The sequence below is a fragment of the Alphaproteobacteria bacterium genome (genome assembly GCA_040220875.1).
Classification (GTDB): Bacteria; Pseudomonadota; Alphaproteobacteria; order JAVJVX01; family JAVJVX01; genus JAVJVX01.
Window position 1 is genome coordinate 119163 of the sequence record JAVJVX010000006.1, and the last position, 13664, is coordinate 132826.

Below are 13664 nucleotides of genomic sequence, written 5' to 3' on the forward strand. Positions count from 1 at the left end.
CAACCCCGGGGCGACCGCGCAACCGGCCGGACGGGCCTTCCCAACGAAACCTGACGAAAGGGGCGGGGCTTGGACGTTACGATTTACCACAATCCGAAATGCAGCAAATCGCGGCAGACACTCGATCTGCTTCGGGAAAAAGGCGTCACACCGCGCATCGTCGAGTATCTCAAGACACCGCCGGACGCGGCGGAGATTCGACAGATCCTGACAGAGCTCGGCCTCGCCCCCCGCGATCTGGTGCGCCGCAAGGAGTCCGCCTACAAGGAGGCCGGCCTCGACGACCCGGCGGTCGGCGACAGTGATCTGGTGGCGGCGATGGTCCGCCACCCGGTGCTGATCGAACGTCCGATTGTGCGCGCCAATGGCAAGGCCACCATCGGCCGGCCGCCCGAGCGGGTGCTCGACATCCTTTGATGCGACTGAATGACGCGACTGACCGACAACGACATCCTGAACCCCGACATCCTGAACCCCTGGAACCGGAAAGATAAATTCATGGACAAGCCCGCGATCACCATGCACGACATCAACGCCTACGCCCGCAAGCGCTGGAGCCCGCGATCCTTTGCCGACAAGGCAGTGGACCCGAAGACTCTGGCCTCGCTGTTCGAGGCGGCGCGCTGGGCTCCCTCATGCTTTAACGCTCAGCCCTGGGCTTTCATCGTGGCGACGAAGGACGAGCCCGAGGGGTACGAGAAACTCCTTTCCTGCCTGATCGAATACAACCAGGGCTGGGCCAGATCGGCGCCGGTGCTGGCCCTGTCGGTGGCGCAAAACAATTTCGCGCATAACGGCGAACCCAACGCGCACGCGCTGCACGATGTCGGCATGGCGGCGCTCAGCCTGACGCTGGAAGCGGCGGCGCATGATCTTTATGTCCACCAGATGGCCGGTTTCGATGCCGGGAAAGCGCGCGCGGCGTTTGGCATTCCCGAGGAATGGACACCCGTCGCGGCCCTCGCCATCGGCTTCAAGGGGGCGCCCGATGCCCTGCCGGACTCTCTGGCCGAAAAGGAAAAGGCGCCGCGCGAGCGCAAGCCGCTCTCGGCCTTCGTTTATTCGGGCGCTTGGGGGCAGGCGGCAGGGCTGGCCGGCGATTGAGGCCGGGACGTTCGACCCGTGGGACCGGCAGGGCAGCGTGGCGCGCCCGGGAAGACTCGAACTCCCAACCCCCAGATTCGTAGTCTGGTGCTCTATCCAGTTGAGCTACGGGCGCAAAACGGCCGAATTCCGTCAGGGCGGAAAGGCGCGGGGAAGCTAATCGAATAGCCCGGCCATGGCAAGCGGGGTGGGCTGGATAGGCGCAAATGGGGGATTGGACCCGCCGGGCCCGGCCGATCCCGGCGTTAACCCGACCTTAGTCGGAACGAATCACACTTCAAACTCGGTGGCAAGCCGGGTAAAACGGTTGTGGCGCATCCGGGCGTAAGGTAGTATCCGCTCGCAACTGACTGGATCAGAAGCGTTTTCGGGCTTGGAGGAAGCCTGTTCTTGAGTCTCGGGCCACGCCCCGCGACACCTCCTGCAACGTAGGTTCGGACAAACTTAAGGTAAGCACGCTTATGGCCCTGTGGAGAACGCCTGCTGGCATCTTGGCGGCAGCCCTGATCTTGAGCGGCTGCTCAACGGCTTCCGACGTTGGAGACTTCCTCTGGCCTTCCCTGGAAGGGGACGAACCCGCGGCGCCGGAAGTAGTCGAAGCGCCGGCGGAGATTCCGGCGCAACCGACAGCACCGCAACAGGCGCCCGCGCCCTATGGCGGACCTCAGGCAGCCCCTCCCGCGCCGGCCCCGACCGCGCAACCGCAATTCCGCCCGCCGCCCCCGGTTCAGAACACGGTGCCGGTGCAGTTACCGGAAGTCACCCCGGGCCAGCCGACGGGCACCTTCGTCGGCCAGAAGATTCAACAACTGCGCAACGACCTGACCAGCATGCAGGCGGCTATCCGCGCGCACGGCAACGAGCTGGCGCGAGTCCGCAACAACATCGGCCAGAACAGCCAGGCCTATCACGGGATCGCAGCCGCTATTCGCGCCCGTCTGCAAGCCGGAACCACACCGGGCAACCCGATCCTGGTGCGCCAGTGGAACGAGGTGCAGCAGCAGCTCGACCGGATCCTGTCCGATGTGGCGCAGCTCAACAGCCTGTCCAATCGTGCCGCGGCCGACGCCGGGCTCGCCGCCTTCCTTCTGGAATCGACCCGGGCCGCCTACGGCCTTGCGGGCGCGGTCGAGGAGGACCACCGGCAGCTCGGCATTCTCGAGGACGAGGTCAATAAGACCGTCGTCAGTGCCGACCGGGTCCTGAACGAGCTCAGCGAGGAAATCCGCCGCCAGACGGATTACGTCTCGCGCGAGCGCCAGAACCTGCAGGTTCTCTCGCTGGCGATCAAGAACGGGGAGCTGTACGGCTCCAGCCTCGCGAACCGCGCCTTCGGCCAGGGCGGCATGGACAGCAGTCTTGCCTCGGCCGAGCCCTCGCTCGGGTCCTTCTCACAGGGGCCGACCCGCCGTCCGCTCGTGGTGGTCCGTTTCGACCGCGAGGACGTCGAATACAAGCAGGCCCTGTACACGGCCGTGAGCCGGGCGCTGGAGCGGCGCGCCGGCGCGTCCTTCGACGTGGTCGCCGTTGCGCCGGCCATCGGCAATACGGCCGACCTCGCACGGGGCAGCAACTCCGCCCGGCGCTATGCCGAACGGGTCGCCCGCGCGCTGGTCGATATGGGCCTGCCCGCGGACCGGGTCAATCTCTCGGCCAGCACCAGCACGGAAACCGCCTCCAACGAGGTGCACGTCTACGTCCGTTAGAGCAGCGGGTTTCCGGACCGGAACACGAAACGGCGCTCCTCGGAGCGCCGTTTTATTTTGCAGGTGTTTGCGGACGGGCCGATTACGGACGGTCGGGCAGCGCAACATTGTCGATCAGCCGGACGCCCTCGATGAGGGCCGCGCCAAAGGCCCGTGCGGCGCCCTGCGCCGGCTCCCAACGCCGGCCGGGGCGGGACAGCGTGTCGGCGAGCCGGACTTCCACATAATCGATCCGTTCGAACCCGGCCGCCGCGAGTTCCGTGCCGGCGCGCGCCTCGGCCGCCGCAATCTCCTCGCCCGCCGCCACCTCACCCGCCAGCCTCTCGAGCGCGCGATACAGCCCCGACGCGACCGCGCGCCCCGCGGTCGAGAGCTTGGCGTTGCGCGATGAGAGGGCAAGCCCGTCCTCTTCGCGAACGGTGGCCACGCTTTCAATATCGACCGGCTGACCAAGATCGGCCACCAGGCGGCGGATCACCTGCAATTGCTGAAAATCCTTTTCGCCGAAAAAGGCGCTGTCCGGCTGGACCTGGTTGAGCAGTTTGGTCACGACCGTCGCAACGCCCTCGAAATGGCCAGGTCGGGCGGCGCCGCAAAGTCCGTCGCTGATACCACCGACCGATACTCGGGTCGCGAAACCCGCCGGGAAAATCTCGTTTACATCGGGCAGATAGGCGAGATCCGCCGCCTGCGCCGAGAGGGCGTCAAGATCGCGCGCCTCCTGGCGGGGATAGGTCGCGAGATCCTCGGCCGGCCCGAACTGTATCGGGTTTACGAAGATCGAGACCACGACCCGGTCGGTCCGGGCCCTCGCCTGGCGCACCAGTTCGAGATGACCGCGATGGAGTGCCCCCATGGTGGGCACGAACCCTATGCGCACGTTGTCCCGGCGCCACTCCACCAGGCGGTGGCGCAACTCCGCCGCCGTGCGGACAGTCGCGATGGAAGCCGCCGTCATCGGCCGAAATCCGCGTTCAGGTGCCGGTCTCGCGCCGGGCCGCTACCGCGGGGCCGTTGAAGCAGTGTTCCGGCCCCGGAAATTTCCGCGCACGCACATCGGCCGCATATTGTCCGACCGCCTCGCTCACCGGCCCCGCCAGCTCGGCATAGCGCTTGACGAATTTCGGCGTGAATTCCGTGAAGAGCCCGAGCAGGTCCTCGGTCACCAGCACCTGGCCATCACACGCGTTCGAGGCGCCGATGCCGATGGTTGGAATATCCACTTCCCCGGTCAGGCGACGCGCAACCTCCTCGATCACGCCTTCAACGACCAGGCTGAAGGCACCGGCTGCCGCCACTGCGCGGGCATCCTCGATGATCGCCTCGGCCTCGTCCTGGCGCCGGCCCTGGGCGCGGTAGCCGCCGAGCGCGTTGACGGATTGCGGCTTGAGGCCGACATGACCCATCACCGGAATGCCGCGCCGGCCGAGAAAGTCGATCGTTTCCGCCATCTCGCGCCCGCCTTCGAGCTTGACGGCCGCCGCGCCTGTCCCGGCCAGGATCCGCGCCGCATGGCGATAGGCCTGAGCCGGCGATTCCTGATAGCTCGCGAAGGGCATGTCCACGACGACGCAGGCCCGGGTCGAGGCGCGCACCACGGCCGCGCCGTGATTGACCATCATGTCCAGGGTGACCGGCAGAGTGCTGTCGAAGCCGTAAAGCGCCATGCCCAGGCTGTCGCCCACCAGCAACACATCGACATGCGGATCGAGCAGCCGGGCCATGGGCGCCGTATAGGCAGTCAGGCCGACGATCGGCGCGCCCGTCTTGCGCCCACGGATCTCCGGCACCGTCATGCGCTTCTGCCGCGCGCCGGTGTCCGGCGGTGATTCCGATACCGGGGATTTATGGATGCTCATGGGTGCCTCCTTTCGGCACACTGCAGTGCAATACAGCAAGCGCCCCTGTTTTACCCGCTCCGCAGGCCGGCTGCCAAGGGACCTCTCTCGGCCGCATTGCCCGGATTTCCCCCGCTTTCAGCCTTTATCCGGTCTTTCCAGCGGCAAAGTTCTAGCCCCGGCCCCTTTTTCCCGGGTGATGGTGGGTCGCGTGGAGGGGCCAGAATCGCTCCATCGTCAGATAGGTGAAAGAGGCGGACCAGGTGATCGTGAGCAGGCCCACGAAGCTCTCGCTCGCCGCCATCAGCCGCATGGCGCCGGTGGGGACGATATCGCCATATCCCAGGGTCGTGTAACTGACCGCGGAAAAATAGACGTAATCAGCCCAGATGCCGGTAAACGCGCCGGCGATTTCACCGCCAAAGGCCCCGGCGGCGGCAAATTTCTCGGCGCCGTAATAGGCCAGAGCGTAAATGCCAATCTCGGTGAAATGGGCCAGGGTGGCCGCGAGGACGACAACGACGACACGCAGCCGGGGATCGCCGTGCATTCTTGGCAGGAAGTTCCATATCCGGCGAAGGGCCTCGTAATGGATCGAGATGCAAATCACGATCAGTGAGAGTCCCAGCCATAACCCGTTCGCCATGTTCGCCCCTCCCCCTGACCGGCCTGCCTGCCCAAGCTCCCTGGCCAACCTGCCTGGCCGGCCTGTCCCGGCGGCCCGCGAGACGGTAGGCCCGCCGGCGCCGGTTCGCTAAGATACCCGCGCAAACCTCGATTGGGAAATTCCATGCGTTCTCTCCCGCCCCCGGCATACCGGCGTCGGCGCGCCACACCGGCGCCGCCTGCCGCCGCCCTCCTTTTCGCCGCCATGCTGCTTCTTCCTTCCTGCGAAGCCGGGCAGCCCGGCGCGCTGTCAGCGTCGGCGCCCGACCGGGCCGGCCCGGCAGACTCAATCGATTCCGCCGGCAGCGCGGCCCCGTCGCGCCAGCGGGCGGCGGCGCACGGGCGGGCGGACGATCCGGCCGGACAGTCCGAGCCGGAGGCGACGAAATTCATGGTCGCCGCCGCCCATCCGCTCGCCGTCGAGGCGGGACTGGAGATGCTGCGCGCCGGGGGCAGCGCGGTGGACGCGGCAATCGCGACCGAGATGGTCCTCACACTGGTCGAGCCGCAGAGTTCCGGTATCGGCGGCGGCGCCTTCCTGGTGCATTTATCGAAAGATGGCGCCCTCACGACGTATGACGGCCGGGAGACCGCGCCGGCCGCCGCCGGGGGCGACCTTTTCCTGCGCGACGATGGCACGCCCATGGAATTCTTCGAGGCGGTGGTCGGCGGACGGTCCGTCGGCGTGCCGGGCTTCATGCGCATGGCCGAGCTCGCCCACAAGGATCACGGCACGCTGCCCTGGGCACAGCTTTTCGAGCCCGCGATCCGACTTTCGGAAAATGGCTTTCCCGTTTCCGAGCGCCTGGCGCGCCAGATTGCGGAAGACAAGTATCTCGACACGTTCGAGGCGGCGCGCGCGTATTTCTTCACGGCAGACGGCGCCCCCAAACCGGCCGGCACGATCCTCCGCAATCCGGCCCTGGCCGAAACGCTGCGCCATCTGGCGCAAGCCGGGGCCGGCGCCTTCTATGACGGGCCATTGGCCGAGGACATCGTCGCCGCCGTTCGATCGACCGCACGCAATCCGGGCCAGCTAACGCCCAAGGACATGGAGACCTACAGGGCCAAGGAACGCCCGGCGCTGTGCGGCCCCTACCGCCGCTGGCTCGTCTGCGGCATGGGGCCGCCGACCTCGGGCGGGCTCGCCGTCCTGCAAACCCTCGGTATTCTGGAGGAGTTCGACCTGTCCGGCCTCGATCCCAACTCGGCCAAAGCCGTACATCTGATCACCGAAGCGATGAACCTGGCCTATGCGGACCGCAACCGCTATGCGGCCGATTCCGATTTCGTGCCGGTCCCGACGGCGGGTCTGTTGCGCACCTCATATCTGAAGGAACGGGCGCAACTCATTTCGTTCGACCGGGCCATGGGTCCGGCTGCACCTGGTACGCCAAAGGGGGCGGCGCTCGCCCCCAACGCGTCCGCGCCGCATAATTCGGGCTATTCCACCTCGCATATGAGCATTGTCGACGGCGACGGAAGTGTGGTGTCGATGACCGCGACGATCGAAATGGCATTCGGCTCGCGCGTGATGACCCGCGGTTTCCTGCTCAATAACGAGCTGACAGATTTTTCCTTCATTCCGGAAATCGACGGTCTCCCGGTAGCCAATCGCGTGGAAGGGGGCAAGCGGCCACGGAGCACCATGTCGCCCACCATCGTGCTGGACGGGGCGGGAAAGCCCTATCTGATCATCGGCTCACCGGGCGGCCCGTTTATAGCACCCTATGTGATAAAGACGCTGATCGGTGTGCTCGACTGGGACATGTCGGTCCAGTCGGCTATCGCCCTGCCGAATTTTGCCAACCGCAACGGACCGATCGAACTCGAAGCCGACACGGCACTCGGCGATCTGGCGCCGATCCTTCGCGCGCTCGGACATGACGTGAAAAGCCGCCGCCTGCGCAGCGGCCTCCATGGCATCCGGGCGACGGAAACTGGTTATGAGGGGGGTGCCGACCCCCGACTGCATGGCGCCGCCCGGGGAGAATGACAGGCCGGGCAACTGTGCCGGCGCGAAAACGGGCCCGGATTTTCATCCGGGCCCGTTCCGTCTCACCTTAACCAACCGGGTTTCATCCCGGCACCCAACCGGTGCCTGATCCGGGCAACCCCGCCGCCTCGTCCCATCAGCGGGTTTGGCCGGGACCGGAAGAGCATCGCAACCGCCTGCCGGGTGCCTTTCCAGGGGGAGATCAGCGGGGCACAGCAAGCCCGGCCGACGGCGGCGAAGCATGGCGAAACCGTAGCATCGGGGCCGACCCTCCCGATAGTCGAGGTCACCCGTTTGTGAGACGATTTGAAGAGCCGGGCGTGCCCGGCTCAATCGCCGAGCGGCAGATAGAGGCGGAACGTCGTGCCCTCGCAGCCGGTCCGGACCATCTCGATTCCGCCTCCATGGGCGGCGACAATCTCACGCGCAATGGCAAGGCCGAGGCCGCTGCCGCCTGCCTTCTCCGATCCGGCAAAGGGCTCGAACAGGGATTTGAGCGCGTTCGGCGGCAGGCCCGGACCGTTATCGCTGATATCGATTTCGGCGCTGGCGTTGCGGCGGCACGCCGAGACCGAGACCTTGTGAGCGCCGGCCTGGCGCGCGTTGCCGATGAGATTTGTCAGCACGCGGTCGATCTGGTCGCGGTCGGCCACAAGGCGAAAATCCTCGCCGACCCTGTTTTCCAGCGTGAAGTCGGTTGCCGCCTCGGCCTTAAGAGGGGTCGCAAGTTCCTCGATCAGAGGGCGGAGAAATATCGGCTCCGGCCGGACCAGTGGCGCATCACGACGCGCATATTCCAGCGTGCGAACGCACAACGTTACGGCCCGGTCGATCGACCGGATCAGCGTCGGCGCGACCTTTCGGACGTCAGGATCGGTGCTGGCCGACAGGCGGTCCGACACCAGGCTGGCGGCCGAGAGAATGTTGCGCAGGTCATGATTGATCCGGGTCATGGCCGCCCCCAGCGCAGCCAGCCGGGTTTTTTGCGACAGCGCGAGGCGCAGGTCCTTTTGCATGCCGGCCAGCGTTTCCTCGACGAGGCCGATCTCGTCACGCCGGCCCGAGGGCCGGATCTCGCGCGATGCATCCTCGGGATTCGCCTGGAAGTTCAGCATCGAGTCCGTGATCCGGCGTATCGGCCGCACCATCAGCCAGCGCAGGGCAAAAAACACGAGCCCGGCCGTGATGACCGAAATCATCACCGACAATTGCAGGATGTTCCACGAATAATGCAGCATCGCTGCGCGCATCGGCGCTTCGTCGATCAGGACCTCGATCAGGATCGAGGTGTTTTTGGGCGACGGGCCGATCACGCGCAAGACCCGATTCCCGTCCTGGCGCAATGTATCCACCGCGGCCAGAAGGTAATCGACGAAGCTGAACGTCTCGATATCGAGCGTGAGATCCGCCGTCGGCGGTGTCGACAGTGTGAGGATGCGCTTGCTGCCGTCGAGATCGATCAACACCACAAGATGCGCCCCCGCATGCCCCAGCAACTCGCGGCTGAGATCGGGGCTGACCATGAAGTCCGGCGTCGCCTCGAGGGCCAGGGCGGCGAGATGGCCGGTCTGCAGCTTTTCGTCCAGATAGGTTTTCCAGAAATTTGCCATCGAGGGGGCGTAGATCAGGAATTCCCCCAACATGACGAAAAGGATCGTCAGGATCAGCAAGCGGGAGGACAAGCCGGGCGCAAGTCCGGGGCGCGATTTCCTGTGCTGCACCGTGGCGGCCATCCCGTTGAAATCTCCGCTTCCTGTGCCCGGTGCCCGCCCGAACCGGTCCACGAAGCCGGCGGGCTGGCGCGATCCGGCGCTCGGCCTAGCCTAGCCTGATCCGGCCATGTTTTCCGGCCATGTTTTCCGGCCTAGATTGCGCCCGCCGGCCCCGGCGGGCAAGGCTGCGATCGCCCCGGCCAGTCAGGGCCCGGTGCCTCGAAAGAGGCGGTTTTCAGCCCATCTCCCGGTTGACTTCGCCCCCGTCTCCCCCTATACAGCCCGCGCATCATCCTCGCGACCCGTACGCGCGCCAAGGGAGCCAGACGTTGAAACGCACCTACCAGCCCAGCAAACTGATCCGGAAGCGCCGGCACGGGTTCCGGGCGCGTATGGCCAGCGCCGGCGGTGTCAACGTGCTGAAAAGGCGCCGCGCCAAGGGGCGCAAGCGCCTCTCCGCCTGACGGCCTTCCGTCCATGGGGGCGGTCATGCCACCCCGTCTCCAGCGCCTCAAAAATCGCAGCGATTTCCAGCGCGTGGCCCGCGCCCGCCACCGGGCCGTACGCGACGGCCTGATCCTCCAGGCGGCACCGGCGCCGCCCGGCCTGCCCCCAGGGACGACCCGGATCGGCTTTACCGCAAGCCGCCGCGTGGGTAATGCCGTCACCCGGAACCGGGCCCGACGCCGGCTCAAGGCGGTGGTGGACAGCGTCCTCCGTCCCCATGGCGCGCCCGGCCATGATTACGTGCTGATTGCCCGGCGTGACACCCCCGCGCGACCCTTTGGTGCGCTGGAAAAGGATCTCGCCCAGGCGCTCCGGCGGCTCAAGCTCTATGTTGACGCCGACGCCGATATAGGCGATGCAGCCCCGGTTACTCGATCCCACCCCTGACGCGCGAGCGGACCCGTCCATGTCGCCTATGAAAGTCATCGCCCAAGCGCTGGTTCTGTTTTACCGGGGCGGAATCTCGCCGTTTCTGCCCGTTTCATGCCGCTACGTGCCGAGCTGCTCGGCCTATGCGAACGAGGCGATCGGGACCCATGGCGTGTGGCGCGGCATCTGGCTGACGCTTCGCCGGCTCGCCCGATGCCACCCCTGGGGAGGCGCCGGCTATGATCCGGTGCCGCCCGCCTTCACGCCGGCCGCCCCGTGCGGCCACGCCACACCGCACGAACATCAGCCGGGCACGGGAGAGAGCTAGACCATGGGTGACCAGAAAAACCTCCTGCTGGCGATCCTCGCCTCGCTCGTCATTCTCCTTGGCTGGCAGTATTTCTTCGAACAGCCGCGCCTCGAGGCGGAGCAGGCAGCCCAGCGTCTTGCCGCGGAACAAACCCTGGAAGGAGAGCCAGGCGAGATCGGCCCGCCGCGACTGGAACCCGAGGACGGGCAGGACATCGCCGCTGGCGCCCCGGCACTGCCGGGAGACGTCCCGCGCTATGCCACGGTCGAAGATGCCCGCCAGGCGAGCCCGCGCATCCGCGTGTCGACGCCCAGCCTTCACGGCACGCTGTCGCTGACGGGCGCGCGTCTCGACGACCTGACCCTCGCCGATTACCGCGTCGAGGCGGATCCCGCCTCGCCGGAGGTGACGCTGCTGACGCCCAAGGGCATGGCCCGGCCGTATTACGTCGCCACCGGATGGCTTTCGGCCGACGGGACGATCGACCTGCCCGGCCCGGACACCCTGTGGTCGACGGATAGCACGATCCTCACACCCGATCGGCCCGTGACGCTTAGCTGGGACAACGGACAGGGCCTCGTTTTCGAGCGGCGCATCGAGGTGGACAAGGACTACATGTTCAGCTTCGAGGACAGGGTCATCAACAATTCGGGACGGGCCGTGACGCTGTTTCCCTACGCGCTGTCCTCGCGCGCCGGCGTACCCGAGACGATGGGATTCTTTATTCTCCACGAAGGTCCCATCGGCGTTCTGAACGAGACCCTCAAGGAATACGACTACGGCGATTTGATGGAAGAAGGGCCTGTGGCGGCCGAAACCGGCCCCGGCGGCTGGCTCGGCTTTACCGACCATTACTGGCTGGTGAGCCTGATTCCGGCCTATGACACGCCCTCCAAGGTGCGTGTCAGCCACGCGCGCAAGGACGGCGTGAACCGTTTTCAGGTGGATATGCGGGGCGAGGCCGTCAACATCCCGGCCGGCGCCAGCGACGGTGTGGCCACGCGCGTTTTCGCCGGCGCCAAGGAGGTGCGGCTTCTCGATTCCTACGAGGCCGCCTACGATATCGACCGCTTCGATCTGGCCGTGGATTTCGGCTGGTTTTATTTCCTGACCAAGCCGATCTTTTACGTGATGGAGATTTTTGCCGATTTCCTCGGCAATTACGGTCTGGCCATCCTTCTGCTCACGGTCATCATCAAGCTCCTTTTCTTTCCGCTCGCCAACAAGTCGTATCACGCCATGGCTTCGATGAAGAAGCTCCAGCCGAAGCTCACGGAGCTGCGTGAAAAATACAAGGACGACAAGGCGAAGATGAACCAGGAGCTGATGGAAATGTACAAGCGGGACAAGATCAATCCCGCGGCCGGCTGCCTGCCGATTCTCATCCAGATCCCTGTTTTCTTTGCCCTCTACAAGGTGTTGTTCGTCAGCATCGAGATGCGCCATGCGCCGTTTTATGGCTGGATACAGGATCTTTCCGCGCCCGATCCCACCAGCGTGCTGAACGCCTTTGGTCTCCTGCCCTGGAGCGTGCCCGAGCTTGGGATGCTCAACTTCCTGAATATCGGAATCTGGCCGCTTATCATGGGCGCCAGCATGTATCTGCAACAGAAGCTCAACCCCCAGCCGGCCGATCCGATACAGGCACGGATGTTCATGCTGATGCCGATCATTTTTACCTTTCTCCTCGCCCAGTTCGCGGCCGGGCTCGTGATCTACTGGGCGTGGAACAACATCCTGTCCATCGCCCAGCAGTGGGCGATCATGAAAAAGGATAACGCGGCCTAGACGGTGGCGAGGGAAAGGCGGATGCCGGGATGAACGACGCGGTGCTCTCGGCCGAGGAGGACGCGCTGGAAGCGGGCCGCCGGCTCTTCGCGGGTCCGTGCGTCTTTATCGCCGGGGCCGCGACCGCTGACCGGCTGCCGCCGGCGGGCTCCCCTGAAATCGCTTTTACCGGCCGGTCCAATGTCGGGAAATCGAGCCTCATCAACGCATTGTCGGGTCAGAACGCCCTGGCCCGCACGTCGCGGACACCGGGCCGCACGCAGCAGCTCAACTTCTTCGATCTCTCGGCCGGGCGGCTCGTGCTCGTAGACCTGCCGGGCTACGGTTACGCACGGGCCGGCAGGAAAGTCCGCACGCAGTGGAACGAGCTGGCCCGGCAATATCTGGAAGGCCGGGCGGCGTTGCACCGCGTCTGTCTGCTCGTCGATTCGCGCCACGGCCTCAAGGACAGTGACCGAGATATCCTCGAACTGATGGACGAAGCCGCGGTTTCCTACCTGCTGGTGCTGACAAAGGCGGACAAGCCCTCCGGGGCCGCCCTGGCCGCCTGCCTTCGCGAGACGGCGGCGGAAGCCGCGCGCCATCCGGCCTGTTATCCGGCCCTGGCGGTGACCAGCGCGGAATCCGGCCAGGGTATCCCCGAGTTGCGGGCGCTTCTCACGCAATCCGCTGCCGGGTGAGAAATTTGGCACATCCTCCGGAATTGGGATAATGTCCCGCCCCATGAAAACGACCAAGCCAGCCGAAAAAAACGTGTGGCTCGAAAAGGCCAAAACCCTTTCCGAGGCGCTCCCCTATATGCGCCGCTATGCCGGCAGCACCTTCGTGATCAAGTATGGCGGTCACGCGATGGGGGACGAGCATCTGGCCAGCACCTTTGCGCGTGACGTGGTGCTGCTCAAGCAGGTGGGGATCAACCCCGTGGTGGTGCATGGCGGCGGACCGCAGATCGCGGCCATGCTGGAGCGGCTCAAGATCAAGAGCGAATTTGTCGATGGTTTGCGCGTCACCGACGCGGCCACGGTGGACATCGTCGAGATGGTGCTGTCCGGCTCGATCAACAAACAGATCGTCTCGGCTATCAACAAGGCGGGCGGTAATGCGATCGGGCTTTCGGGCAAGGATGGCAACCTGATCACCGCGCGCAAACTGACCAAGACGCAACGGGCGACGGATTCGAATATCGAAAAGATTCTCGATCTTGGCTTCGTGGGCGAACCAAAAGAGGTGAACCCGCGCCTGCTTCAGGACATGCAGAATTCGGCCGTCATCCCGGTCATCGCGCCGATCGGCGTGGGCACGCGGGGCGAGACCTACAATATCAATGCCGACACGGCGGCGGGTGCCGTGGCATCAGCCATCAAGGCAACGCGGTTCTACCTGTTGACCGACGTCGCCGGCGTGCTGGATCGCGACGGCAATCTCCTGACCGACCTCGATCTCGAGGAGGCCGAGGCGCGGATCAGCGACGGGACGATCACAGGCGGCATGATCCCCAAGGTTGAGACCTGCATGAGCGCCGTCCGCGCCGGGGTCGAGGCGTCCGTCATCATCGACGGGCGCACGCCCCACGCGCTTCTGCTCGAGATTTTCACGGCCCATGGCGCGGGCACGCTCATCCGGGGGACCGGGAGTGACAAAGCGGGCGAACAGCCCGTCAGCGAGTAG

General features: G+C 65.6%; 14 protein-coding genes and 1 tRNA gene. 10 read left to right on the plus strand and 5 right to left on the minus strand.

Annotated features, from left to right (window positions below; all coding sequences use genetic code 11):
• Positions 1–69 precede the first annotated feature (69 nt).
• Together arsC and RLQ26_06595 are read left to right on the plus strand one after the other, a co-directional pair.
• Positions 70–417, plus strand: coding sequence for an arsenate reductase (glutaredoxin) (arsC, locus tag RLQ26_06590; protein ID MEQ9088392.1), 348 nt, complete (start codon positions 70–72; stop codon positions 415–417).
• Positions 418–426: 9 nt separating this feature from the next.
• Positions 427–1104, plus strand: a complete 678-nt coding sequence (locus tag RLQ26_06595; GenBank protein MEQ9088393.1) for a nitroreductase family protein — start codon at positions 427–429, stop codon at positions 1102–1104.
• A gap of 38 nt (positions 1105–1142) precedes the next feature.
• Here the strand turns inward: RLQ26_06595 and RLQ26_06600 are convergent.
• Positions 1143–1219 (minus strand) — tRNA-Arg (locus RLQ26_06600).
• A 628-nt stretch (positions 1220–1847) separates the two neighbouring features.
• On the opposite strand from RLQ26_06600, the gene RLQ26_06605 reads away from it, so the two are divergent.
• Entirely contained in the window at positions 1848–2810 is a 963-nt protein-coding gene (locus RLQ26_06605) for a hypothetical protein (protein MEQ9088394.1), read from the plus strand.
• An 82-nt stretch (positions 2811–2892) separates the two neighbouring features.
• Here the strand turns inward: RLQ26_06605 and panC are convergent, their stop codons facing one another.
• The 3 genes from panC to RLQ26_06620 form a co-directional block, all read right to left on the minus strand.
• The gene (gene panC, locus RLQ26_06610; protein ID MEQ9088395.1) at positions 2893–3768 is read right to left on the minus strand and encodes a pantoate--beta-alanine ligase; all 876 of its coding nucleotides are present in this window, start codon (positions 3766–3768) and stop codon (positions 2893–2895) included.
• A 16-nt stretch (positions 3769–3784) separates the two neighbouring features.
• The gene (gene panB, locus RLQ26_06615; GenBank protein MEQ9088396.1) at positions 3785–4669 is read right to left on the minus strand and encodes a 3-methyl-2-oxobutanoate hydroxymethyltransferase; all 885 of its coding nucleotides are present in this window, start codon (positions 4667–4669) and stop codon (positions 3785–3787) included.
• A gap of 151 nt (positions 4670–4820) precedes the next feature.
• Positions 4821–5294 carry a potassium channel family protein gene (locus tag RLQ26_06620; GenBank protein MEQ9088397.1) on the minus strand — a complete coding sequence of 158 codons (474 nt, stop codon included), beginning with the start codon at positions 5292–5294 and terminating at the stop codon, positions 4821–4823.
• A 144-nt stretch (positions 5295–5438) separates the two neighbouring features.
• Between RLQ26_06620 and ggt the strand changes: the two genes are divergently transcribed.
• On the plus strand, positions 5439–7310 hold the full coding sequence (gene ggt / locus RLQ26_06625) for a gamma-glutamyltransferase (GenBank protein ID MEQ9088398.1): 1872 nt from the start codon (positions 5439–5441) through the stop codon (positions 7308–7310).
• Positions 7311–7639: 329 nt separating this feature from the next.
• Here the strand turns inward: ggt and RLQ26_06630 are convergent, their stop codons facing one another.
• Entirely contained in the window at positions 7640–9043 is a 1404-nt protein-coding gene (locus RLQ26_06630) for a HAMP domain-containing sensor histidine kinase (protein MEQ9088399.1), read from the minus strand.
• Positions 9044–9351: 308 nt separating this feature from the next.
• On the opposite strand from RLQ26_06630, the gene rpmH reads away from it, so the two are divergent.
• Genes rpmH through argB form a run of 6 tightly spaced genes read left to right on the plus strand, consistent with a single transcriptional unit; the run spans position 9352 to position 13664 of the window.
• Positions 9352–9486, plus strand: coding sequence for a 50S ribosomal protein L34 (rpmH, locus tag RLQ26_06635; protein ID MEQ9088400.1), 135 nt, complete (start codon positions 9352–9354; stop codon positions 9484–9486).
• Positions 9487–9511: 25 nt separating this feature from the next.
• Positions 9512–9916: a ribonuclease P protein component gene (rnpA, locus tag RLQ26_06640; GenBank protein MEQ9088401.1), complete on the plus strand. Its 405-nt coding sequence runs from the start codon at positions 9512–9514 to the stop codon at positions 9914–9916.
• A 19-nt stretch (positions 9917–9935) separates the two neighbouring features.
• Positions 9936–10226 (plus strand): membrane protein insertion efficiency factor YidD, encoded by a 291-nt coding sequence (gene yidD / locus RLQ26_06645; GenBank protein MEQ9088402.1) that lies wholly within the window; start codon positions 9936–9938, stop codon positions 10224–10226.
• Positions 10227–10229: 3 nt separating this feature from the next.
• A complete protein-coding gene (gene yidC, locus RLQ26_06650) occupies positions 10230–11996 on the plus strand; it encodes a membrane protein insertase YidC (GenBank protein MEQ9088403.1) in 1767 nt (588 codons plus the stop codon).
• Between the two features lie 29 nt (positions 11997–12025).
• Positions 12026–12676: a ribosome biogenesis GTP-binding protein YihA/YsxC gene (gene yihA, locus RLQ26_06655; GenBank protein MEQ9088404.1), complete on the plus strand. Its 651-nt coding sequence runs from the start codon at positions 12026–12028 to the stop codon at positions 12674–12676.
• 43 nt (positions 12677–12719) lie between these two features.
• A complete protein-coding gene (argB, locus tag RLQ26_06660; GenBank protein MEQ9088405.1) occupies positions 12720–13664 on the plus strand; it encodes an acetylglutamate kinase in 945 nt (314 codons plus the stop codon).